The organism is Bacteroides cellulosilyticus, assembly GCF_020091405.1.
Classification (GTDB): Bacteria; Bacteroidota; Bacteroidia; order Bacteroidales; family Bacteroidaceae; genus Bacteroides.
The window spans coordinates 4,954,128-4,978,529 of record NZ_CP081903.1 but is presented as its reverse complement, the minus strand read 5'-3'; the positions used below and the strand labels follow the sequence as shown (position 1 = coordinate 4,978,529).

18 protein-coding genes and 1 pseudogene are annotated in these 24,402 nt (G+C 43.1%); 6 read left to right on the top strand and 13 right to left on the bottom strand.

Features of this window, described 5'->3' with window-relative positions; genetic code table 11:
• Positions 1–26 precede the first annotated feature (26 nt).
• From K6V21_RS18790 to tsaD, 8 genes are all read right to left on the bottom strand, one after another.
• Positions 27–299 carry an HU family DNA-binding protein gene (locus K6V21_RS18790; RefSeq protein ID WP_007218570.1) on the bottom strand — a complete coding sequence of 91 codons (273 nt, stop codon included), beginning with the start codon at positions 297–299 and terminating at the stop codon, positions 27–29.
• 77 nt (positions 300–376) lie between these two features.
• Positions 377–1,675, bottom strand: coding sequence for a 30S ribosomal protein S12 methylthiotransferase RimO (rimO, locus tag K6V21_RS18785; protein WP_224319525.1), 1,299 nt, complete (start codon positions 1,673–1,675; stop codon positions 377–379).
• Positions 1,672–2,631 carry a signal recognition particle-docking protein FtsY gene (gene ftsY, locus K6V21_RS18780; RefSeq protein ID WP_007218572.1) on the bottom strand — a complete coding sequence of 320 codons (960 nt, stop codon included), beginning with the start codon at positions 2,629–2,631 and terminating at the stop codon, positions 1,672–1,674. Before ftsY ends, rimO begins: the two co-directional genes overlap by 4 nt.
• A 139-nt stretch (positions 2,632–2,770) precedes the next feature.
• A complete protein-coding gene (locus K6V21_RS18775; RefSeq protein ID WP_007214255.1) occupies positions 2,771–2,929 on the bottom strand; it encodes a DUF4295 domain-containing protein in 159 nt (52 codons plus the stop codon).
• 13 nt (positions 2,930–2,942) lie between these two features.
• A complete protein-coding gene (rpmG, locus tag K6V21_RS18770; RefSeq protein ID WP_002560155.1) occupies positions 2,943–3,131 on the bottom strand; it encodes a 50S ribosomal protein L33 in 189 nt (62 codons plus the stop codon).
• Positions 3,132–3,152: 21 nt separating this feature from the next.
• The gene (gene rpmB, locus K6V21_RS18765; protein WP_007214256.1) at positions 3,153–3,413 is read right to left on the bottom strand and encodes a 50S ribosomal protein L28; all 261 of its coding nucleotides are present in this window, start codon (positions 3,411–3,413) and stop codon (positions 3,153–3,155) included.
• 121 nt (positions 3,414–3,534) lie between these two features.
• Positions 3,535–4,002, bottom strand: a complete 468-nt coding sequence (locus K6V21_RS18760) for a CinA family protein (protein ID WP_224319524.1) — start codon at positions 4,000–4,002, stop codon at positions 3,535–3,537.
• Between the two features lie 173 nt (positions 4,003–4,175).
• The gene (gene tsaD, locus K6V21_RS18755; protein WP_217713124.1) at positions 4,176–5,198 is read right to left on the bottom strand and encodes a tRNA (adenosine(37)-N6)-threonylcarbamoyltransferase complex transferase subunit TsaD; all 1,023 of its coding nucleotides are present in this window, start codon (positions 5,196–5,198) and stop codon (positions 4,176–4,178) included.
• A gap of 32 nt (positions 5,199–5,230) precedes the next feature.
• Here tsaD and K6V21_RS18750 point away from each other — a divergent pair, with 32 nt between their 5' ends.
• Positions 5,231–9,898, top strand: a complete 4,668-nt coding sequence (locus K6V21_RS18750; protein WP_224319523.1) for a translocation/assembly module TamB — start codon at positions 5,231–5,233, stop codon at positions 9,896–9,898.
• Here the strand turns inward: K6V21_RS18750 and K6V21_RS18745 are convergent.
• The 4 genes and pseudogenes from K6V21_RS18745 to K6V21_RS18730 form a co-directional block, all read right to left on the bottom strand.
• A complete protein-coding gene (locus tag K6V21_RS18745) occupies positions 9,895–10,806 on the bottom strand; it encodes a Ppx/GppA family phosphatase (protein ID WP_224319522.1) in 912 nt (303 codons plus the stop codon). The genes K6V21_RS18750 and K6V21_RS18745 overlap by 4 nt on opposite strands.
• A gap of 28 nt (positions 10,807–10,834) precedes the next feature.
• Positions 10,835–12,928, bottom strand: a complete 2,094-nt coding sequence (locus K6V21_RS18740) for an RNA degradosome polyphosphate kinase (RefSeq protein WP_217713126.1) — start codon at positions 12,926–12,928, stop codon at positions 10,835–10,837.
• Positions 12,921–14,036, bottom strand: coding sequence for a glycosyltransferase family protein (locus tag K6V21_RS18735; RefSeq protein WP_217713127.1), 1,116 nt, complete (start codon positions 14,034–14,036; stop codon positions 12,921–12,923). Before K6V21_RS18735 ends, K6V21_RS18740 begins: the two co-directional genes overlap by 8 nt.
• A gap of 38 nt (positions 14,037–14,074) precedes the next feature.
• Positions 14,075–14,428: pseudogene (locus K6V21_RS18730) on the bottom strand (UDP-2,3-diacylglucosamine diphosphatase); the annotation flags it as partial.
• A 231-nt stretch (positions 14,429–14,659) separates the two neighbouring features.
• Between K6V21_RS18730 and K6V21_RS18725 the strand changes: the two are divergent.
• The 4 genes from K6V21_RS18725 (at position 14,660) to K6V21_RS18710 (ending at position 21,347) form a co-directional block, all read left to right on the top strand.
• Positions 14,660–16,012 (top strand): sigma-54-dependent transcriptional regulator, encoded by a 1,353-nt coding sequence (locus K6V21_RS18725; protein WP_224319521.1) that lies wholly within the window; start codon positions 14,660–14,662, stop codon positions 16,010–16,012.
• The gene (locus K6V21_RS18720; RefSeq protein WP_224319520.1) at positions 16,009–17,376 is read left to right on the top strand and encodes a sensor histidine kinase; all 1,368 of its coding nucleotides are present in this window, start codon (positions 16,009–16,011) and stop codon (positions 17,374–17,376) included. Before K6V21_RS18725 ends, K6V21_RS18720 begins: the two co-directional genes overlap by 4 nt.
• Before the next feature lie 350 nt (positions 17,377–17,726).
• Positions 17,727–19,181 carry a potassium/proton antiporter gene (locus K6V21_RS18715; protein ID WP_217713130.1) on the top strand — a complete coding sequence of 485 codons (1,455 nt, stop codon included), beginning with the start codon at positions 17,727–17,729 and terminating at the stop codon, positions 19,179–19,181.
• Between the two features lie 501 nt (positions 19,182–19,682).
• The gene (locus K6V21_RS18710) at positions 19,683–21,347 is read left to right on the top strand and encodes a long-chain fatty acid--CoA ligase (protein WP_224319519.1); all 1,665 of its coding nucleotides are present in this window, start codon (positions 19,683–19,685) and stop codon (positions 21,345–21,347) included.
• Positions 21,348–21,529: 182 nt separating this feature from the next.
• On the opposite strand, the gene K6V21_RS18705 is transcribed toward K6V21_RS18710, so the two are convergent.
• Positions 21,530–23,554 (bottom strand): glycosyl hydrolase family 95 catalytic domain-containing protein, encoded by a 2,025-nt coding sequence (locus K6V21_RS18705; RefSeq protein WP_224319518.1) that lies wholly within the window; start codon positions 23,552–23,554, stop codon positions 21,530–21,532.
• Between the two features lie 101 nt (positions 23,555–23,655).
• On the opposite strand from K6V21_RS18705, the gene K6V21_RS18700 reads away from it, so the two are divergent.
• Positions 23,656–24,366 (top strand): DUF169 domain-containing protein, encoded by a 711-nt coding sequence (locus K6V21_RS18700; RefSeq protein ID WP_224319517.1) that lies wholly within the window; start codon positions 23,656–23,658, stop codon positions 24,364–24,366.
• The last annotated feature ends 36 nt before the right edge of the window (positions 24,367–24,402 follow it).

The following is a 24,402-nucleotide window of genomic DNA, read 5'->3' as shown; positions in this document are numbered from 1 at the left end:
TGGAAGATTACTTGAGTAAAAGAGGATTACTTAAACTTATCTTTCAGAGCCGTGCTGGGTCTGTATGTTAATACTAATTTAGGTGGAACCAACATGCGTAATTTGGTTGTAGGATTGATAGTGATACGCTCCGCTTTCTTCTTTACCTCGAACGTACCGAAACTTTGTACAGAAATGGCATTTCCTTCTTGCAACTGTTGCGTCATATCCGACAGCAAAGATGCAATCAATTCGGATGTATCCTTTATGGTATAACCCAATCTTCGTGACAATTCTGAAGTAAATTCTTTATTATTCAAAATCCAGCTATTTTTATAAAGTTCGGTGCTATATTAGCAAAACTTCCGCACATACACAAATTCTTCAGGAAAATTATTTAAATAACTCGTCCAAAAAGGTCGAAATCATCGGAATTTATAATCTCTACCTGGTAAAAGTTACCAATAAGCAATTTCTGTTTACCCTGTTCTATCAGAACTTCCGGATCTACTTCTGGGGAGTCAAATTCCGTACGGCCAATATAATAATCTCCTTCCAAACGATCGATAATTACTTTAAGGCATTGACCGACCTTTGCTGCACTCTGTTCTGCCGAAATCCCTTGCTGAATTGACATCAACTCATCCAGGCGTGCTTGTTTCACTTCCTGAGGAATTTCATCTTCATAGTGTGCAGCAGCATAAGTACCTTCTTCTTCGGAATAAGTAAAAGCCCCCATTCTATCGAAACGAGCCTTACGAACAAACTCTTTTAATTCCTCAAAATCAGCTTCCGTTTCTCCCGGATATCCTACCATCAAAGTAGTGCGCAGATGAATACCCGGTACTTCTTTACGGAATTGCTCTATCAGATGATAGGTTTCTTCCTGAGTCACATGTCGCCGCATCTTCTCCAGCATCGGATTACTGATATGCTGAAGGGCTATATCCATATACTTGCACACATTAGGACGCTCACGCATGACCCGGAATAAATCCATAGGAAAATGTGCCGGATAAGCATAATGCAGCCGAATCCATTCCACACCAGGGACTTCAGAAATACGTTCTATTAATTCGGGGAGCATTTGCTTCTTATATAAATCCACTCCATAATATGTCAATTCCTGAGCAATAACCTGAAACTCTTTCACTCCCTTACTTACCAGATAACGAACTTCATCCAAGACCTCTTCCATCGGACGTGAGACATGTCTTCCTGTAATAATAGGAATAGCACAATACGAACACTTCCGATCACAACCTTCTGATATTTTCAGATATGCGTAGTGCTTAGGAGTGGTAAGTGTACGTTCTATATGAAGCTCTTCGTGATATGCCTTACCAAGATCCTGCAGCAACTCCGCCCAGTTAAATTTACCATAAAATTTATCTACTTGTGGAATTTCGATAGCTAATTCTTTCAGATAACGCTCCGAAAGACATCCCATTACATATAATTTTTCTAAATCCCCTTCTTCCTTTGCCTGTGCAAATTTCAAAATCATATTGATGGACTCTTCCTTTGCATCACCGATGAAACCACAAGTATTGATCACTGCAATTTCTCCCTCAGGCTTTTCCGTATCATGAGTCACATGATATCCGGCTTCTTCCAATTGCCGCATCAAATGTTCCGAGTCCACTAGGTTTTTAGAACATCCTAACGTTATAATATCAATGGTTTTCCGCTTCATGCATTCTCTCCAAACAATGAATCAACAAATTCTTTCTTACGGAACACCTGCAGATCTTCCATACCCTCACCCAGACCAATGTATTTTACCGGTATTTTGAACTGATCGGAAATGCCAATAACAACTCCCCCTTTCGCAGTGCCATCTAATTTAGTAATAGCCATCGCAGTCACTTCCGTAGCCAATGTGAACTGTTTAGCCTGCTCAAATGCATTTTGTCCGGTGGAACCGTCCAAAACCAGCAAAACTTCATTAGGAGCATCAGGAACCACTTTCTTCATTACATTCTTAATCTTAGTCAACTCGTTCATCAAGCCAACTTTATTATGAAGACGTCCGGCAGTATCAATGATTACCACATCGGCATTATTAGCAACAGCAGAATTCAAAGTATCATAAGCCACAGAAGCTGGATCAGCGCCCATTTTCTGTTTGATTACAGGTACTCCTACACGACTTCCCCAAATATCCAATTGTTCGACAGCTGCCGCACGGAAAGTATCCGCAGCACCCAGATAAACACTTTTACCAGCTTTTTTAAATTGATAAGCCAATTTACCAATAGTAGTCGTTTTACCGACTCCATTCACTCCCACTACCATAATAACGTAAGGTTTCTTCTCAATCGGAGCTTCAAAGTCATCCACATCATCTGAATTATTTTCCGTCAATAAGGCAGCGATTTCATCGCGCAAAATGGTGTTCAATTCTTGCGCATTCATATATTTCTCTAACGCAGCGCGTTTCTCTATACGTTGAATAATATTCAATGTCGTTTCCACGCCTACATCCGATGTTATCAACACCTCTTCCAGATTATCAAGCACTTCATCATCCACTTTCGACTTTCCTGCCACAGCACGGGCAATTTTTCCGAACACACTTTCCTTTGTCTTAGATAATCCTTTATCTAATGTTTCCTTTTTATCTTTTGAGAAAAAACTAAAAAATCCCATATTCTATCTATTAATACAATACATTATGCCACAAAGATATAACAAAGTAATGAAAGTACAGGGATAAAGTACAAAAAAAATCCCCTTATCGGAATACGATAAGAGGATTTTATATTCAAACGTCTTTCGACGGACTATCTTATTTCTTGAAAAAGTCTTGCACTTTTTCGTTCAATACCATCTGTTCATCAAAAGTGTAAGCACCAGTTTTGGGTGACTTAACCATCTTGATAACCTTTGTATAAGCACGACCTTCTTTAGAACCTTCGTGCAAACTTGCTACAGTTTTCTTTGCCATGGGTTATACCTTATTATTTAATTTCTTTATGTACTGTTACTCTCTTCAGGATCGGGTTGTATTTCTTCAATTCCAATCTTTCAGTTGTATTCTTTCTGTTTTTTGTAGTGATATAACGAGAGGTTCCCGGCATACCACTATCTTTGTGTTCTGTGCATTCCAGAATCACCTGTACTCTGTTACCTTTTGCTTTCTTTGCCATAATCAGTATTCTCCTCTACTTTTAGCCAATTACTTTAATGCTTTTCCAATCACAATAACCTTTTGCTACTGCATCGTTCAAAGCAGCGTCCAGTCCTTTCTTATTAATAATACGCAGACCGTTAGCACAAATGCTAAGGCTGATCCAGCAATCTTGCTCTACATAGTAGAACTTCTTGTTAAACAAGTTCAAATCAAAGGTTCTCTTAGTTCTTCTCTTTGAGTGTGAAACATTGTTGCCAATCATGGCTTTCTTTCCGGTAATTTGACAAATCTTCGACATTTCTATCTTATTTTTATAGTTTTTATCTATACTTATTTCAAACAGAGCGCAAAGTAAGTACTTTTATCGATACCAAACAAGTTTTTCATAAAATAATTCACTGTCTGATAGCATTTTTTCTTCATTTTAAGCATATATGGAGCATCTTTAAAGCATTCTGGATAGCATTTTGCACATTCCTGGCTCTTCCGTCATCCCCCTTTTGTTTGAAAGTTACAATTTCATTTTTATAGGCAGCCGCAATCCACACTGTTCCGACAGGTTTTTCAGATGTACCTCCTCCCGGGCCGGCGATCCCGGATGTGGCAACAGCACAATCCGTTTTCAATGCTTTCATCGCACCTTTCACCATTTCAATCACTGTTTCCTGACTGACGGCTCCATGCCTTTCCAATGTTTCAGCAGAAACATGAAGCAGAGATATCTTTACCTCATTGGAATAAGCCACAATTCCCCCATTGAAGTATTCCGAACTTCCCGGAACAGAAGTCACTAAAGCAGCAACACCTCCTCCTGTACAACTTTCTGCGGTGGAAAGGGATAAATTCTTCGATTTTAGTAATTCCCCGACCTCTTCTTCCAGTTTCATATACCTTATTATATATAATTTATATTTTTGTTCTATTTTTCCTGCTGATATTACCAGGCCCGTATCCGGACCGTATTTGCTCCGTATCTATAGCTTTGGAGCAGATACGGAGCAGGTACGGCCCAGACACGAACCGAGTGCGGTGCGGACAAAGAAATGTTCTAAAACTCCTTTCACTTCAATGTGACACGCGAATAAGCCGGCGCATCTATCGAACAGAAATCCTTATCCTGATATTTAAAATAACCGGTAATGGCAATCATGGCAGCATTATCTGTTGTATAGCTGAATTTAGGGATAAATATCTTCCATCCATACTTTTCAGCATGTTCACGGAAAGCATTACGCAGGCCGTTATTAGCAGAAACCCCACCAGCCACGGCTACTTGCTTAATCTTATATTCCTTTGCAGCCTTACGAAGTTTGTCCATCAGAATATCTACAACAGTAGCTTCGAGTGAAGCAGCCAGATCAACCTTATGATGTTCGATGAAATCAGGATCTTCCTTCATCCAATCACGTAAAGAATACAAAAATGAGGTTTTCAAACCACTGAAACTATAATCTAATCCGGGAATATGAGGTTTACTGAAAGTAAAAGCCTTCGGATTGCCCTGGCGAGCCAGTTTATCGATAATCGGACCACCGGGATACCCAAGCCCCATCACTTTCGAACACTTATCAATAGCTTCCCCTGCAGCATCATCAATTGTCTGACCCAAAATCTCCATGTCATTGTATGCCTTCACCAGGATAATCTGTGAATTTCCCCCTGATACAAGCAAGCAAAGGAAAGGAAATTCAGGCTGAATAGCATCCTCACCTTCTGCTTTAATAAAATGAGCTAACACATGACCAGTCAAGTGATTAACATCAATCATTGGGACACCTAAGGAACGGGCAAAGCCTTTGGCAAACGACACGCCTACCAACAAAGAACCCATCAATCCCGGTCCTCTTGTAAACGCCACCGCACTCAATTCTTCTTTAGTTACTCCGGCACGTTTTAATGCTTCATGAACCACTGGAACGATGTTTTGCTGATGTGCACGTGAAGCTAATTCGGGAACCACACCGCCATAGGCCTCGTGCACCGCCTGACTGGAAACGACATTCGATAGCAGATACCCATCTTTGATGACGGCAGCAGAGGTGTCGTCACAAGAGCTTTCTATTCCTAAAATTATTGTACTCATATCGTTATTTACGTTTAAACGCTGCAAAAGTAGTGATAAAAGTAGGATTGATAACGTATTATTTCATATTTTTGTTGGCTAATTCAAACAAACCGCCTATCAGAAAGTTAAAGAAGACAGTTCGCTGGGTGCTCGGTATTATACTTAGTTTGTATATCGGGACTATATTGTTGTTGAACATTCCTTACGTTCAGCGACAAATATCTGTGCTCGTTGCGAACGAACTGGCTAATGTACTGGGTACACAACTAACCATCGGGCGGATCAATATGGGACTACTGAACCGCATTATTATTGACGATTTATTGTTAAACGACCAGTCAGGCAAGGAAATGCTAAAAGTATCCCGCCTTTCTGCAAAATTCGATATACTTCCCTTGTTCAAGGGCAAAGTATCGATCAGTAACGTACAGTTATTCGGCTTCAACATCAACCTGGAAAAAAAGACACCGGAAGACATACCTAACTTCCAGTTCGTACTCGATGCATTTGCCTCTAAAGATACCATCAAAAAGGAAAGTAATCTGGACATACGTATCAACTCGTTACTGATACGACGCGGTAAGATGTCTTATAACGTATTGTCGGCAGAAGAGACGCCCGGAAAATTCAATGCACAGCATATACAGCTACGAAACATCATCGCCAATATCTCGTTGAAAGCGCTCCAAAATGACTCTGTCAATGCAGCAGTGAAGCGCCTGAGCATTGAAGAAGAAAATTCCGGTTTTGAGTTAAAAAAACTAAGTCTCAAGATTGTAGCAAACAATCAGAAGATGAGCATTGAGAACTTCGCGATTGATTTGCCGAATACTTCGCTTGCAATGGATACCATCCGTATGGAGTATGACAGTTTGGGAGCTTTTAGAAACTTTACCAATGATGTACGCTTTTCCTTGCGGATATTGCCTTCGGACATTACTCTTTGTGACCTCGCCCCCTTTGTTCCGGCCTTTTCCCCTTTCAAGGAAAATTTGCAAGTGGCTTTGGAAGCTAACGGTACTATCAATCAGTTGAATTGTCCTCATTTGTCGATTACAGGAAACCAACATTTTCATTTAAGGGGAGATGTTTCTTTGCAAGACCTGTCGCATCCTCAGGATGCATTCGTATTCGGCAACCTTTCCAGTTTATATGCTGATCCGGAAGGCATTGCATTTTTCGTTCGCAATTTAAGTAAGAACTACGAAGGTGTTCCTCCGGTACTGCAACGCTTAGGCACCATCTCGTTTAATGGGGAAGTCTCGGGATATTTCACAGATATTGTAACTTATGGTCTGGTGCGTACCGATATAGGTTCTATCAAGACCGACTTAAAATTAAGTTCAAATAAAGAAAAAGGTTATTTTTCTTATTCGGGTGCAGTAAAGACAGAAGAGTTTGAATTAGGCAATATGCTGGCAAACGACCAGTTAGGAAAGGTCACATTCAATCTCAAAGTCGAAGGCAGCCACTACGAAAAGCAATATCCTTCCATAATAATGAAGGGATTAATCGCTTCCATCGACTATAGTGATTATAACTATGAGAACATCACACTCGACGGAGAATATAAACAAGGCGGTTTCAACGGAAAGGTAGCATTGGATGACGAAAACGGTTCTGTTCTGCTAAATGGTAGCATTAATACAGCCAGCCGTGTACCGACTTTTAATTTCCATGCCGATATCCGTAATGTACGCCCCCACGAGCTTCACCTGACACCTAAATATGAAGATACGGCAGTTTCTATTCAGTTAACGGCTGATTTCACCGGTGGTTCCATCGATGAAATGAATGGAGAGATCAATATTGACAGCCTGCAATTCACAGCACCCGATAGAAACTATTTTCTGGACAACTTAAAAATAACCGCCACCCGGGAAGACGAATCGCATAAACAATTAAAAATAGCCTCTAATTTCCTGAATGCAAGTATTGAAGGAGATTATTCCTATCGTACACTGCCCGCCAGTGTACTGAACATCATGCGAAGATATATTCCTGCTCTAATATTGCCGGACAAAACCCCTATAGAAAGTGAGAATAACTTCCATTTCGACATAAATATCTTTAATACGGATTTATTCTCCACCATTTTTAATATTCCGGTTAAGGTCTATACACATTCTACCCTAAAAGGATACTTTAATGACAAAGCACAGCGCCTGCGAGTAGAAGGATATTTCCCGCGTCTGCGCTATGGAGACAAGTTCCTTGAATCGGGTATGATCTTGTGTGAGAATCCCGGTGATAAATTTCATGCACGTGTACGATTCAGCAATCGCAAACCGGAAGGTTCCATCAACGTATCGTTAGATGCACAAGCCAAAGATGACCTTATTCAGACCTCTTTGAATTGGGGAAACAGTAGCGCTGTCACATATAGTGGCAAATTAGCTGCTGCTACACATTTCATCCGCACACAAGCTGAGGATCAGAGCAAAAAGCGTTCCCGCTCAAACAAGAGTATTCCGGCTTTGAAAACTGTCGTCGATGTTCAAAAAACGGATATTATCCTGAATGACACTTTATGGGAAATACATCCGTCAAAAGTGGTAATCGACTCCGGAAAGATATATATAGACGATTTTTATTTCAGCCATAAAGACCGATACCTGCGCATCAACGGAACTATCTCAAAACAACCTCAGGATACGGTACGCCTGGATTTAAAAGATATCAATATAGGCTACGTATTTGATATTGCCGACCTTGGAGTGAATTTTAAAGGAGAAGCTACTGGTCCTGCCTATGCCAGCGGAGTATTGGAGAAGCCTGTTATGTATACTGACCTTTTCATCCGGGGCCTTGGACTAAATGACGGTTTATTGGGCGATGCCAACATTCACGGAGAATGGCATCATGAAGTAGAAGGCATCTATCTCGATGCCCATATCCATGAAAAAGATACAGCCAAAAGTCATGTATATGGCTACATATATCCCATAAAACCTAAAAGTGCGCTTGACTTACAGATTGAAGCTGACAACACCAATCTAAAGTTCATAGAACACTACATGAGCAGTATCACACCTGAATTTAACGGACGTGCCAGCGGTCACGTACATTTCTATGGCAAATTCAAAGGGCTCACCATGGAAGGGCGCGTACTTGGCAATGCTTCCATGAAGGTAGACGTACTGAATACCACTTTCTTTATAAAAGACAGTATTCGTATAGAACCGAATGGGCTGACTTTCCAAGATAACCGGATATTCGATACACAAGGCAATCAAGGACATGTAGACGGTTATCTGCATTATGAGCACTTCAAGAACCTGGAATACCATTTCCAGTTTGGAGTGAACAACATGCTGGTAATGAATACGAAGGAGTCACTGGATTTTCCTTTTTATGGAACGGTATACGGAACGGGGAATGCCCTGATAGCAGGTAACGCAAGGGATGGAGTCAATATCGATGTAGCCATGACGACCAACCGGAATACCAACTTCGTATATATAAAGGATAATGTATCTTCAGCCGCCAGCAACCAATTCATCAAATTCGTGGACAAGACACCGCGCCGGGCTGTGCTGGATTCTATCAATCTGATTTCCGACTATGAACTGGCGCAACAGGAGATACAGCAGGAGGAAGAAAGTGACACGGATATCCGCCTGAACCTGCTTGTAGAAGCGACACCGGATGCAAGCATGAAGATAGTGATGGATCCCATCGCCGGTGATTACATCAGTGGACGAGGATCCGGAAATATCCGCACGGAATTTTATAACAAGGCTGACGATGTGAAGATGTTCGGTAATTATCGTATCAGTCAGGGAGTTTATAAATTCAGCCTGCAAGAGGTAATACGCAAGGACTTTACCATCAAAGATGGAAGTACTATCAGTTTCAACGGTCCTCCGTTGGATGCCACCATGGATATCCAAGCAAGTTATATGGTGAATTCCGCATCCTTGAATGACTTGGTACCGAATGTAAGCAACTACGGAATTCCAACGAGTATCCGTGTAAACTGTATCATGAACCTGACGGGACAACTAACTTCTCCTGACATCAAATTAAGTCTGGAAGTGCCTAATGAACGGGATGAAGTGCAAGCCCTTATCCGTAACTACATTTCAACGGACGAACAAATGAATATGCAGATTCTCTATCTGTTAGGTATCGGCAAATTCTATACACCCGAGAATGTAGATGCCACACAAAACTCGAATATGATGACTTCTGTGCTTTCATCCACCCTTTCGGGACAACTAAATAATGCACTTTCCAACATTATTAATAGTAACAACTGGAATATAGGTACCAACCTCAGCACTGGAGAAAAAGGCTGGACGGATATGGAATTCGAAGGAATGCTATCGGGGCAATTACTGAACAATCGTCTGCTTATCAATGGTAACTTCGGATACCGCGACAATCCGATGGCAAATACAAACTTTGTAGGTGACTTTGAAGCAGAATGGCTTGTGAACCGTAGCGGAGATATCCGACTGAAAGCGTATAATGAGACGAACGACCGCTATTACACAAGGACCAATCTGACAACGCAAGGCATCGGTATCATTTTCAAGAAGGACTTCAACCGATGGAAAGAGCTTATGTTCTGGAATAAATGGAGGTTGAAAAGACTGAGACGGGAAATGGAACAAAAGGAAGCGGAAAAGAACACCGAAGAACAAACCGAAGAAACTGAAACCACTGCTACCCAGGCGGCAGCAAAAGCAAAAGAAAAGAGAGGGGGAAGTTAATTTTCCCCTTCTTTATTTTCATACAAACTATCTATAATACCATCCGCCAATCCAATCACCGGAACATGTATATATTCGGAATGTACCACCTTGGCAATAGTCAGAAAGATTTCGGCAGCAGGAACTATAACATCTGCACGGTCAGCTTTCAAACTAAATGTATCCATACGCTGTTCAGGTGTCAAAGGCACCAGTTTATCATACAGAGTTTGCAGCGAAGTGACGGGTAAACGCAGCTTCTTCTTATCTTTCTTCTCCGCCAATCGATAGAGCTTATTGATATTGCCACCGGAACCGATGATATTCACCTCTCCCAAACCTTCAGTCAATCGCTCCAGATCATCATGCATTTGTCCCCACACCTCCTCGCGGACCGCGCCACTAAGCATACGTACCGTACCAATGTTGTAAGATAGGGAATGTTGCAGTTCTCCGTCAACTAGCAGATTGATCTCAGTACTGCCACCACCGACATCTACATAAATATAATTACCTGTACGGTCGGCCATACACTCGATATGGTTGTTGTAGATCATTCTAGCTTCTTCCTGACCGTCAATGACTTCAATAGAGATACCGGTATCTTTCAATATCTTCTTGATAATGGATTTCCCATTACGGGCATCCCGCATGGCCGAAGTGGCGCAAGCACGGTAATCCGTCACATCATAAATCTTCATCAGTTGGCGGAAAGCTTTCATTAACCGGCGTAGCTTTACAGCCTTCGTTTCGGACACTTCGCCTAAAGAAAACACATCGAAACCAAGCCGTAATGGCACACGAAGCAACAAAACTTTTGAGAGACGCTTGTTCAATACAGTCTCGTCTTCTTTTACTTTCTTAATTAAAAGCCGCACGGCATTAGAGCCGATATCAATGGCGGCATAGCAAGTATGAGTAGTTGGCATATCTATTTATTAAAATTATGCAGATAAACTATAATTCATTTACTGCAAGATAATATTTATATAATTCTTCTTGTGAACGGAACGACGCACCGCTTCCATCTTCTCCCATCCAGGGACGATTCTCCCCTGTCCCATCTACAACACTTCCCTGGCAAGTATCATGTAAGCCGAAATCTATTACCTTCCACAAGTCTTCTTTGATCCGGGCATCGTAGACAGGAGCTATCACTTCTATACGATTATCGAGATTGCGGGGCATCCAGTCCGCCGAACCAATAAATGTCTTATTCTCACCACCGGCAGCAAAGATGAAGATGCGTGAATGTTCCAGATACCGGTCAATAATACCACTGATATGGATAGTATCACTTATTCCGGGAATCCCCGTTACCAGCGAACAATTTCCACGCACTAACATATCTACAGGTACTCCGACAGCCGAAGCTTCATATAGCTTCTTGACAATAGCAGAATCCGTTATATGGTTCACTTTCACGCGGATATACGCCGGACGCCCTGATTGCCGGTTCATTATTTCATCATTAATCAGGCGGATAAAGCGTAGTTTCATTTCATTGGGAGATACCAGTAGTTCTTTGAAATGAACGGGCGAATAAGGCTTCTCTATAAAAGTGAACACAGAATTTACATCACGTACTACGGAACGGGATGCCGTCATCAGCATATAATCCGTATACATGCGTGCATTTCCCTCATGGAAGTTCCCTGTACTGATACAAGCAATATCGCTTCCCGTCTTCATTCCGATATGGGTTATTTTGGAATGGACTTTCAGCCCTTCCACCCCAAAAATCACATGAATGCCTGCATCCTGCATTTTTTTGGACCAATCGATATTGGATGCTTCATCAAAACGTGCCAGGAGTTCGATTACTACAGTCACCTTCTTACCGTTCCGTGCAGCACAAATCAGCGCTTTCACCACTTTAGAGTCTTTTGCCAGACGGTAAAGAGTCGTCTTTATACTCTTGACATCCTTACTAAGAGCCGCCTCCTGAAGCACACGGATATAGTAATCAAAACTATGGAAAGGTACATGGATATATCTGTCCTGCTTCTGAATAAGACGCAGCAAACTCACATTCTCTTTCAGTTCCGGCTTCAATATAGGAAGCCAGCGCGGATATTTCAAATCGCAACGCCCGCAATCGGGAAAAGCCATCAGGTCTTTATGATTATGATATCGCCCTCCGCCAAGCACAGTATCCAACTTATCCAGATTCAGGCGATTCATCACCCTCTTTAGTAAATCCTTTGGCATCTCCGCATCGTAGATAACCCGCAGGGCATCTCCTTTCTTACGGCTCTTTACCGCCTTCGAAATCTTCTGAAGCGTGCCATTGCGCAGGTCATTATCTATCTCCATTTCAGCATCTTTTGTAAACTTGAAAGCATACGCCTCGAAGCAATCGTATTCCATACCGGAGAAAATCATCGGCAGGCAAAAACGGATCACATCATCCAGATACATCAGATAACTGCGTTCTTCACGATCGGGCAGACGAATAAAACGTCCGCAAACAGGAACCGGAAGCTCTATCAGAGCATAATCGGTACGAGACGGTAATTTCCGTGCAGCGGATACCTTTCGGGCTTCGGAAACTTGCATTTTTATGGCAAGATAGATATTCTCATCCGTTGCTTCCGTCAGTTGTTTCACGGCAGAAAGCCAAACGGGACTGACAAAACCGCTGAGCTGGCGGCGGAAGAAGTCACTGACAAAAATTTGTTGTTCTTCGTCCAGCTCAGTTTCCTTTAAAAGAAAGATGTTCTCTTCACGCAAGCGGTCGGTCACTTCGTGGATAGCCCGTTCATACTCTTGGGCATACCTGTTATTCAGTTTGTTGATTTGCTTGATAAGCTGCTTGGCATGTTCGCTTTCCGAGCGCAAACTTCTATCCTCACACTCGGCTATGCGACTGAGGGTTGCCATACGTACACGGAAAAATTCATCCAGATTATTCGAATAAATTCCAAGAAAGGAAAGTCGCTCAAGTAAAGGAACGTCCGTTTTCATCGCTTCCTGCAAGATGCGACGGTTGAAATACATCCAGCTTAAATCACGATCTATATGTGGAGCAGAGGCTATTTTCTTATTCATATATCAATTTATAATCATTTATAAAGCCTATTCCTTCCGCTGTTTCTATACAGTTCAGCAACCGCCACTCACAACTACGCACCCAGCTACGGAAATTCTCTTCGGGTTGATACTCACTCCGGGCGAACTCCAACAAACGGTCTACCTCAAAATTATCGGAAATAATACCTGCTCCGCCTCGTGCCGCATCATAAGCGTTACAATCCTGTTCGATGTGCGCTGGCACCATCAACAAAGGCTTACCCAGATACATAGCCTCACAAACGGATTCAAAGCCTGCCGTAGTGGCATACGCCCGGCAACCCGACATATAGCGAAGGAATTTTTCGTCATCCAACTGATGAAATGACAATGTTTCATCCATCCGGCACACTTCCGGCTCATCCGGTTTGTCCCAGAAGAAGTGCAAAGGCACTTCAGGGTGCTGCTCATGCCACTGGGAGATACTTTCTCCAAATCCGGCATTAACCATATAACCGTGTACATACTCTCCGGAAGCAGCTTCACAACAAAGCACTTCGCGCCGCAGTAAAGGCGGTACCACGCGTATATGCGCTTCTTCGTCCGTTTCCATCGGACGGAATGAGAGAGCCAGCTTCTCTTTGGCTCCGATACACGTGAGTCGTGTAAAAAAACGGAGCATCAGCAGGCTCATAGGATTCTTTTGGGGAAACTCAAAGTCATGATGCAGGAAAAGATATTGATGACCGACGCTGATCTGCGGTACAGAGGGGCGGAAAAAAAGATAAGTCAAGCCCGTCAGTAACTCATAAAAGTTGATTACGAGGTCCGCATCAGTTTCATGGATACGCCGGTGAATATAACAAATGCTACGCAGATAAGCAGGAACCTGCATCAGATTATATGCGATACTACGAGACATGCTGACCCGCTTATTGGCAGGTGTAGGCAGAAAGTTCGGACTGAGAAAGCGTTTCACAGGTGCCTGTATGCTGCGGTTGAAGAAACCCGGCAGGCGACGGGTATTGCTCTTCCCCACCAATACTTCTACTACCTCGTGCCCGTTGCGCCGTAGTATTTCTTCCAGCGTGATGGCTTGCGTCAGATGACCGCGGCCTTCTCCTTGAACAATAAAAAGAACTTTCATCTTTATATTTATAATTTAGTAATTTACAACTCACGATTTTAACTACAGAGGCGCTCTTCAGGCTTTTCTTTCATCAGCATATCCTCGTACCGTAACACTTCCCAATTTTCGCCCTCATCCTCTACGAGTGCTGAAAGAGTTTCCACCCAGTCACCGGAGTTAAGATAATGTATATCATCATAATAAGTATTTGCCGGATGATGAATGTGCCTGCAAATGATACCGTCGCATTTACGTGTACGGGCAAACTTCACCAGTTCCTTCTCAAAATCGGAAATATAAGAAACAGCGGATTTTACTTTTTGTTTAATCGCTTGTGACAAAGAATAATAAGGTTGTCCATGCCGGGCACGATACACATTATAAATACGGTTCAGCCATAACACAATGGTAGAATAAAAAGTACGTAATCTCATAGTGTCTGTATTTTTAGTTGCAGGCAAAGGTCAGTTATTCGTATTACACCGGTATGTAGAAAATATGACAAGTATCTTTCATTTTTTTCGCTGAACTTCCTTATCTTTACAGAAGATAAGCTGCATCTCAGCATAACTTTTTCATGCAAGCATGAAAGTTATACCTTCAATTTGCATTATCTTTACTCCCTCAAAAGAAACTCTCGTATGAAAAAGCCTGGAAATATCCTCATTGTCGATGATAACCGCGGTGTGCTCACCGCCGTGCAACTGCTGTTGAAACCCCATTTCGAAAAGATCATCACGCTCACTTCACCTGTCACACTTACCTCTGTGTTGCGTGAAGAAACTCCATCGGTGGTGTTACTTGACATGAACTTTACATCAGGCATCAATACCGGAAACGAAGGATTATTCTGGTTGCAGGAGATCAAACGCCTTCGTCCCTCCTTGCCTGTGGTTCTTTTCACTGCTTATGGAGATATTGATCTTGCCGTGCGTGGCATTAAAGAAGGGGCTACAGACTTTATTGTCAAGCCATGGGATAATCAAAAGCTGGTGGAAACCTTACTGAATGCAGCCCAAGCCATTTATAATAAGAATAACGGAAAAAATGCCTCGCCCGTAACCCCTGCCATGTATTGGGGAGAAAGTCCCATCATGCAGCAACTGCGCTCACTGGTGGAGAAAGTCGCCATAACCAATGCAAATATCCTTATCACCGGAGAAAACGGTACGGGAAAAGAGATGCTGGCACGTGAAATTCATGCACTTTCTTCCCGCCGTACGAAGGAAATGGTTGCTGTAGACATGGGAGCCATCACCGAAAGCCTCTTTGAAAGCGAGCTTTTCGGGCATACAAAAGGCTCTTTCACAGATGCATACGCTGACCGTCCCGGTAAGTTCGAAACTGCAGACCATAGCACACTGTTTCTCGATGAAATCGGCAATTTACCCTATCACCTGCAAGCCAAACTACTGACCGTATTGCAACGCCGCAATATTGTCCGTGTAGGCAGCAACCAGCCTATTGCTGTCGACATCCGTCTGATTTGTGCCACCAACCGCAACCTGAACGAGATGGTACAACGCAATGAATTCCGTGAAGACTTGCTTTACCGCATCAATACTATCCATCTTGAAATTCCGCCTTTGCGCGAACGGCCGGAAGACATTCTTCCTCTTGCCGAACGCTTTATAACGCGCTTCTGCAAGCAATATGACAAAGCATTATTACGGCTTTCCGATGCTGCCTGTACCAAATTGCACACACACACCTGGTACGGAAATATCCGCGAACTGGAGCATGCCATAGAGAAAGCAGTCATTATCTGCGACGGTAACGAACTGCCGGCGGAACTGTTTCAGTTGCCTAAGCGTCCCGAAACCTCACGCACCGGAAGCAATGCCGGTACAGAAGCAGCCACCCTTGAAGAAATGGAACGGAAAATGATACAGAAAGCTCTGGATACCTGTAACGGCAATCTATCCGCTGTTGCCGCACAACTCGGCATCACCCGGCAGACTCTCTATAACAAAATGAAAAAGTTCGGATTATGAAACATTACTACCGATACATCACCGACCGCTACCTTTTCCGTATCGTCATCTCTCTCCTGCTGGCGGGAGCTGTTACGGTATCCATTATTTATAAAGACCTTCTATGGATCGTCATCTCTTCCTTGCTGCTGTTGACGAGTCTGTGCTGGCAATGGAAACTGTATCGTCGGCATACGCAGAAAGTCCTGTTTCTGCTCGATGCCATTGAAAACAACGATGCATCCATCCATTTCTCCGAACACGAAGATATTCCGGACAACCGTATTGTAAACCAGGCCCTGAACCGCGTTGCTTCTATATTATATAATGTAAAAAGTGAAACGGCACAACAGGAAAAGTATTACGAACTCATTCTCGACTGCATCAATACCGGTATCCTAGTACTGAACGATACAGGTGCTGTTTACCAAAAAAATAATGAAGCCCTCCGCCTGTTAGGGCTGGAAGTCTTCACCCATGTCAGCCAACTTAGCCGTATTGATGTAAACCTTATGGAACTTTTCACCCATTGCCGCCCCGGAGATAAGTTGCAAACCCGTCTGTCCAACGAACGCGGCACAGTCAATCTCTCCATCCGCGTCTCCGACATAACCATCCGTCAAGAGCATTTCCGCATCCTTGCCCTGAATGATATCAATAACGAACTGGACGAAAAGGAAATCGACTCTTGGATACGCCTGACCCGTGTACTGACACATGAAATTATGAATTCCGTCACTCCCATCACTTCACTGAGCGACACATTGCTGACACTGATACAAGGAAGCGAAGAATTAAAAACGAAAAGTGAATCCATCTCTTCCGACAAAGAAACTGCTGACGAAATCCGCAATGGCCTGCACACCATCAGCACTACGGGCAAAGGACTTCTCTCTTTTGTAGAAAATTACCACCGTTCCACCCGTATCCCCAAACCGGAACCTTCCTTGTTCTACGTCAAAGGTTTTATCAATCGCATGGTGGAATTGGCACGGCATCAATATCCTGATTCACATATCAATTTCCACTCCCACATCACTCCGGATGACCTTATTCTTTATGCAGATGAAAACCTTATCTCACAGGTATTCATCAACTTATTGAAAAATGCCATTCAGGCCATCGAGGCGGCAGGAATTCCGGAAGGCATCATCACCTTACACGCTTATTGTAATGAAAATGAAGCCGTACTCATCGAAGTGTCCAATAACGGTCCTACTATTCCTCCTGAAGTAGCAGAACACATTTTCATACCTTTCTTCACCACAAAAGAAGGTGGCAGCGGCATCGGATTGAGTATTTCCCGTCAAATTATGCGGCTGTCAGGTGGCAGTCTTTCCCTGCATCCCGGAAAGGAAACCATGTTTGTACTGAAATTCAATTAGGTAACATCTAAAAGACAAAGTGGTATTAATGGATTTTTTCTCCTACTGGAGAAAAACTTTTTCCCAATAGGAGAAAAATAATTCAATAATAGACTAATAATACGAATCAAGATTTGGATTATGTTCATTATTGTCGGGTTATGAATCAGTTACGAGCTACAGGCTACAAGCTACAAGTGCCTTTCGGAACATAGCGCAGCTACTTGTAGCTTGTAGCCTGTAGCTCGTAACTTCATTCCTTTCCGCACCAATCTGAACATTTTACACCTTGCAATTGTTTAGAAATAGGTGTAACTTCGCTTTGCGATAACTAAATCCTTGAATAAACAACTTAAATAATACCTAAATTTATGATTTTTACAGCAGAAAACATTCTTTTAATTGGTTCTATCTTACTTTTCATTAGTATTATTGTCGGCAAGACTGGCTATCGATTCGGAGTCCCTGCCCTGTTACTATTCCTTGTCGTCGGCATGATTTTCGGTAGCGATGGTTTCGGACTACAGTTTCATAACGCTAAAGAAGCACAATTTATTGGTATGGTTGCTCTTAGCGTTATTTTGTTTTCCGGCGGTATGGATACTAAATTCAGCGAAATTAAACCGATTCTTGTTCCGGGTATTGTCCTCTCCACATTCGGCGTACTGCTTACTGCCGTCTTTACGGGATTTTTCATCTGGTGGATTGCTGGCATGAGTTGGTCAAATATTTATCTTCCTATCACTACATCCCTACTGCTTGCCTCTACCATGTCATCTACCGATTCCGCTTCTGTATTCGCCATCTTACGTTCGCAGAAAATGAATCTGAAACACAATCTTCGCCCCATGCTGGAGCTTGAAAGTGGTAGTAATGACCCGATGGCATACATGCTTACCATTGTGCTGATACAGTTCATACAATCCGGTGGAATGGGTATTGGAGGTATCTTCGGTTCGTTCGTTATCCAATTCATAGTAGGTGCAGCTGCCGGATACCTTCTCGGCAAACTTGCCATCCTCATGCTGAACAAGCTTAATATTGATAATCAGGCTCTTTATCCCATCCTTCTGCTTGCATTTGTATTTTTCACTTTCGCCATTACCGATCTTCTGAAAGGAAATGGTTACCTCGCTGTTTACATTGCCGGTATTATGGTAGGTAACAACAAGATAATGCATCGCAAAGAGATTTATACTTTCATGGATGGATTAACCTGGCTGTTCCAAATCATCATGTTCCTTTGCCTCGGTTTGTTGGTAAATCCTCACGAATTACTCGATATTGCTTTGGTAGCAACGCTTATCGGTGTATTTATGATTGTTATTGGTCGTCCGCTCAGTGTCTTCCTCTGTTTGCTACCTTTCGGCAAGAAGATCACAAACCGTTCGCGACTTTTTGTTTCCTGGGTAGGTTTGCGTGGTGCAGTGCCTATCATCTTCGCCACTTATCCGGTAGTAGCGCAAGTACCGGGTGCCGATGTGATCTTCAATATCGTATTCTTTATCACGATTGTTTCTCTCGTTATCCAAGGTACTACTGTTTCCTTGGCCGCCCGTTTGCTGAAACTTTCTACTCCGTTGGAGAAGACCGGTAATGAATTCGGTGTGGAATTGCCCGAAGAAATAGACAGTGACCTCAGTGATATGACCGTTACCACGGAGATGCTGGAAGAAGGCGATACCCTGAAGGATATAACCCTGCCTAATGGGGCACTCGTAATGATTGTGAAACGAGGCACGGAGTTCCTGATACCGAACGGATCACTGAAATTGCATTTGGGGGATAAGCTGTTGCTGATTTCGGATAAGAAGAGTAGTGATTAAGCGCAGACGGGGCTTGAACTCGCTACGCTCAGACAAATCGCCCCTTACCTGCGCCTGATAATATCTCCGCCTGACGCACCTACGCCTATGCCCGAAGGCTGCGCGGTAGAGTGCTGCGCAATAAAGCATTGTGCGCACAAGACTGTGAAGCACCTATGTGATACAAAATCACGTAATATTTCCCCATTCACGCCGAATGGTCTCCCGGCCTCACTGTAGGGGCGTTAAGCGTAGAAAGTATTTTCAACGTTAAGAAGGGTAGGCTGTTTGAGCGAAGCGAGTTCCTGCCCTTTAGCTGAAAATACTTTCGGAGTAGCCCCGGAAGTGCAGCCTTGTTTTTTTCTTTGGTATCTTTCTTTTGCCTTGATGCAAAAGAAAGTACAATTGGTTATTTTTTCTTTTTCTTTCGCCTCCCACCAAAGAATAAATATATAAACTTGCACGACATCACATTTAGCTCTATATTTGCGCAGTTTTAACTAAAGTGTGCAAATTTAACAGATGAAACAGGAACAACACTTCATTGATTACATTGAACAAAGCATCATTCGGAACTGGAACTTAAACGCCTTGACTGACTACAAAGGTGCTACTCTCCAATATAAAGACGTGGCTCGCAAGATTGCAAAATTCCATATTGTACTGGAAAGTGCCGGTATCCAGCCGGGTGATAAAATTGCCGTCTGCGGTCGTAACAGCGCACACTGGGCAGTTACTTTCCTGGCAACCATCACTTATGGAGCTGTTATTGTGCCTATCCTTCACGAATTTAAAGCGGATAATATACATAATATCGTCAATCACTCAGAAGCCAGACTGCTTTTTGTGGGAGACCAGGTGTGGGAAAACCTGAATGAAGACGCCATGCCGCAATTGCTGGGCGTTATTCTGATGACGGAATTCACCCCTGTAGTCTGTCGCGACAAACGATTGATGGAAGCTTTCGAGCACCGCAATACTCTCTACGGACAACGCTATCCTAAAAACTTCCGTCCCGAACACATCTGTTATCGGAAGGATGAACCGGAAGAACTTGCCATCATTAATTATACTTCGGGTACTACCGGATATTCCAAAGGTGTTATGCTCCCCTATCGCAGCCTTTGGTCCAACGTAAATTACTGCCATGAGATGCTTCCGGTGAAATCGGGCGATAATATGGTTGCCATGCTTCCTATGGGACATGTGTTCGGAATGACTTACGATTTCCTTTACGGTTTTTCAGCCGGGGCACACCTCTACTTCCTCACTCGCATGCCGACTCCTAAAATTATCGCACAGTCTTTCGCTGAAATCAAACCACGCGTCATCTCATGCGTGCCTCTGATTGTAGAAAAGATTATCAAGAAGAATATTCTGCCCCGTGTAGATAATAAAATAGGTAAGTTGCTGCTTCGTCTTCCTATCATCAATGACAAGATCAGAGCCCTCGCCCGCAAAGAAGCAATGGAAATATTCGGCGGTAACTTCGATGAAATAATCATCGGTGGAGCCCCGTTCAATGCAGAAGTCGAGCGCTTCCTCAAACAGATAGGCTTCCCCTACACCATCGCTTACGGTATGACAGAATGTGGTCCAATCATCTGTTCCAGCCGCTGGGAAACCCTGAAGCTGGCATCATGCGGTAAGGCAACCACACGCATGGAAGTGAAGATAGATTCGTCTGATCCGGAGAAGATGGCGGGAGAAATCATTTGTCGAGGTACCAACCTGATGCTGGGATATTATAAGAACCAGGAAGCAACGTCACAAATCATTGACGTAAATGGCTGGCTGCATACAGGCGATTTAGGCACAATGGATGCAGAAGGTTATGTAACTGTGCGCGGGCGCAGCAAGAATATGTTGCTCACTTCCAGCGGACAAAACATCTATCCGGAAGAGATTGAAAGCAAACTGAATAATATGCCTTACGTTTCCGAGTCACTCATTGTGTTGCAAAAAGAAAAACTGGTAGCACTGATTTATCCGGACTTTGACGATGCATTTGCCAATGGACTGCAACAAACAGATGTAGAGCGTATGATGGAAGCTAACCGTAACGAACTCAATCAGCAATTACCGGCTTATTGCCAGATATCAAAGGTGAAGATACATTTTGAGGAGTTTGAAAAGACAGCCAAAAAATCTATTAAACGGTTTATGTATCAGGAGGCTAAAGGTTAACAAAGATATAAGATCAAGTCTATGTTTTTAATTAATGTTATAGAACATGCTTTTTTATTTGGATAATTTGCTGTTATCCCGAAAGTACGTATCTTTGTACTGTGTTTTTCATAGTATTAGATTTAAGGTTAACAAAGGTTGGAGTACAGCGGTACTCCTTTTTTTTTATGCCCGTACGTTTCTTACCTCTCACGTACATACATCTTTTTCTCCGGTCCTACTCCTTTCACCGTAACCTTTTTCCAATGTGCAGGAAGTACGGAAGATAATTGCTCCACACCGCCATCCGTTATCTGTAATCCACAGAAACCATTTATAACAGCTTGCAGTAATCCGCCTGCTCCCGTCATAAAGTAAGGATTATCACTGGTGGGTGTTTCCGCCAATACACCGAAAGGAGCACGCAAGTTCGGCTGATAGCAACGACAGAACATCTCATAGGCACGCTTCGCATCCCCCATCCGGGCATACTGCACACAGAATACGGAATAAGACATGGCCGGACCATTCTGCGGATCAATCTTATCAACATAATATTCCATATCCTTCTTTTGCCATTCAGCATCCCCGACAAAATACAATGGATATCCCAATAAATTCACATCAGCCTGTTTTATCATCTCACCGTTGTATGTGGCATGCTCACGAGTGATTCCATCTTTAAAACGAAGAATACGGATGTTCTTGCCCACTTCTTCCCATATTTCCGGAACAGGCTCATTACATATCTTTGCCGCCTCACAAGCATATTCCAAAGCCCGGATAGCCGCACCGTTCGTGAAAGCATTATCATCCACCCCATTTGCATATTCATCGGCTCCCACTACATTGCAAATGGAATAAGAACCGTCATCATTACGCGTCACACGGCTTACCCAAAAGTCAGCAACCGCTTTCATCAGCGGAAATGCTTTCGCCCGTAGCCACTGTCCGTCACGGGTAAGGCAATAATAATTCCAGCAGGCAATACTGATGTCCGCAGTGATATGATGTTCCAGAGGGCCTGTCAAAGCAAAAGTAGGAGTTGATTCTTCCCCGTAATCATCACTCTCCCAGGGAAACATAGCTCCCTTGAAGCCGTATGCCATTGCTTTCTTGCGGGCAGCCATCAAGCGGTCAATACGATAATCGATCATAGATTCGGCAATTCCCTTATTCAGCAACAGCATCGGGGGAAACATCCAAAGTTCCGAATCCCAGAATATATGTCCATTGTAACCTTGCGAAGAAAGTCCCATGGGCGAGATGCTCAATCCGCTTCCTTCTCTGCAAGAAGAATAAAGGTTGAAAAGTGCAAACCGAACCGCCCGTTGTGCTTCGTCATCCCCTTCTATCAGGATATCGCTTTCCCACAATTCATTCCAAAGACTACGATGTGCGGTCATCAGTGAAGTTGTACCTTCATGAATAGCATAAATCACCTGCCGTTCAGCCTCATTATACGGATCGCTAAAGTCACGGGCGGAGCATACCGAACCCACCAAGGCAAAAGACATCTGCTCTCCTTTCTTCAGATTCAACACAAAAGACATCTCTTTAGTCACTTCATCATAAAGAGGCTCCTGCGCTTCTCCTTTATTAAAAATAAAAGCGGAAGAAGCGGAAACTTTTTGTTGCCGATGAGCAGATACAGCATAAGATTGCAGCATATACATTTGTGTATCATCCGCCCTCATTTTCCGGAAGCGCTGTGTCGGCTGACTGTATTCTTGGGGAATATCCATCCGGGCAGCAACTTTCAGGGATACATCGGACAGAGCTTTTACATCCACACGGATAAGCCCCGCATAAGGCATATTTCTTAAAGCGCAAATGCTATAATCCACATCAACTTTCCCGGCTGCCCGGAAACTACTGTTATGAGTTGCTTCTTTCATATCAACACACTGTTTCCAGTTTGTGATACATTCCGTATTCACCTCTTTTCCATCGACATCCATCGACATCTGGAAAGGATTGATTCCTTTCAACACACGGCTTACCCCCTGAGGGCCGTCCGTATCGAACACATGATTCAGTATCACCTGCCGCACAGAGAAAGGTTCTTTCCAGGGAAGAATGCCGATTCCGCCATTCGCCATAGGGGCGCCTACATAAGGAGCATTTATATCAGAGGCATGAAGTTGCCACAAAGTGTCATCTTCTCCTTTCACCATCTGCACAAAGAAAAAAACAAGTAGAAAGAAACAGGAAATACGTGCTTTCATAATCAATATGGAATTATAGTTTTCTATGCAAAAATAAGTAAAATCCTCAATAATCCGGCAATCAATTGTTATCTTTACTTCCAAACCAAAACTCTGTTATCATGGATATACATACTTTTATGACTAATTATCGGGAAGCATTTGGTGAACGCGCCGAACTTCCCATCGCCTTCTGGTACTCCGATAAACAGGAAAGCGAAACAGAAAAAATTGGCGGTTGCTTCTTCAAGGGCCTGCAACAGGTAAGGGAAGGTAAAACCATCAGCCTGAACAGCGACGTCATAGGATGTGGCGGCGGAAAATTCTACACCGGTTTCACGGAAATGCCTATACACGTACCTAACTTCGTATCTTTGAAAGAGAAGTACAAAAAGACTCCTGAAATGGTAACAGATTTCATAAAGCAAATCCAGGTACCGCGTACGGAAAAGGCCTATCTGCATTTTGCCCGGATAGATAAACTTGCTTCTTTCGATGATGTAGAGGGTTTGCTGTTCCTTGCTACGCCTGATATCCTGTCAGGACTTACCACGTGGGCTTTTTATGATACGAATGCATTCGATACCGTAGCTACTCCTTTCGGTTCCGGTTGCAGTTCCGTTGTAACCCTCACTGTTCTCGAAAACCAAAAAGATGGTAAGCGCTGTTTCCTCGGCTTCTTCGATCCGTCCGTGCGTCCCCACTTTGAAGCCAATCTGTTGAGCTTCACTATTCCCATGTCCCGCTTCAAAGAAATGTATCACACCATGCGCGAAAGTTGCCTGTTCGATACACACGCCTGGGGAAAGATAAAAGAGCGTATTAACGAATAAAACCTTGAAAAAAAGTAAAGAAATAATGTCTATCTT

Coding starts and splice junctions, on each gene's coding strand:
- tsaD (WP_217713124.1), bottom strand. CDS start 5,198: ATGAGTACAATAATTTTAGGAATAGAAAGCTCTTGTGACGACACCTCT.
- ftsY (WP_007218572.1), bottom strand. CDS start 2,631: ATGGGATTTTTTAGTTTTTTCTCAAAAGATAAAAAGGAAACATTAGAT.
- K6V21_RS18710 (WP_224319519.1), top strand. CDS start 19,683: ATGAAACAGGAACAACACTTCATTGATTACATTGAACAAAGCATCATT.
- K6V21_RS18735 (WP_217713127.1), bottom strand. CDS start 14,036: ATGAAAGTTCTTTTTATTGTTCAAGGAGAAGGCCGCGGTCATCTGACG.
- rimO (WP_224319525.1), bottom strand. CDS start 1,675: ATGAAGCGGAAAACCATTGATATTATAACGTTAGGATGTTCTAAAAAC.
- K6V21_RS18775 (WP_007214255.1), bottom strand. CDS start 2,929: ATGGCAAAGAAAACTGTAGCAAGTTTGCACGAAGGTTCTAAAGAAGGT.
- K6V21_RS18725 (WP_224319521.1), top strand. CDS start 14,660: ATGAAAAAGCCTGGAAATATCCTCATTGTCGATGATAACCGCGGTGTG.
- K6V21_RS18740 (WP_217713126.1), bottom strand. CDS start 12,928: ATGAATAAGAAAATAGCCTCTGCTCCACATATAGATCGTGATTTAAGC.
- K6V21_RS18700 (WP_224319517.1), top strand. CDS start 23,656: ATGGATATACATACTTTTATGACTAATTATCGGGAAGCATTTGGTGAA.
- rpmG (WP_002560155.1), bottom strand. CDS start 3,131: ATGGCAAAGAAAGCAAAAGGTAACAGAGTACAGGTGATTCTGGAATGC.
- K6V21_RS18720 (WP_224319520.1), top strand. CDS start 16,009: ATGAAACATTACTACCGATACATCACCGACCGCTACCTTTTCCGTATC.
- K6V21_RS18745 (WP_224319522.1), bottom strand. CDS start 10,806: ATGCCAACTACTCATACTTGCTATGCCGCCATTGATATCGGCTCTAAT.
- K6V21_RS18715 (WP_217713130.1), top strand. CDS start 17,727: ATGATTTTTACAGCAGAAAACATTCTTTTAATTGGTTCTATCTTACTT.
- K6V21_RS18705 (WP_224319518.1), bottom strand. CDS start 23,554: ATGAAAGCACGTATTTCCTGTTTCTTTCTACTTGTTTTTTTCTTTGTG.
- K6V21_RS18760 (WP_224319524.1), bottom strand. CDS start 4,002: ATGAAACTGGAAGAAGAGGTCGGGGAATTACTAAAATCGAAGAATTTA.
- rpmB (WP_007214256.1), bottom strand. CDS start 3,413: ATGTCGAAGATTTGTCAAATTACCGGAAAGAAAGCCATGATTGGCAAC.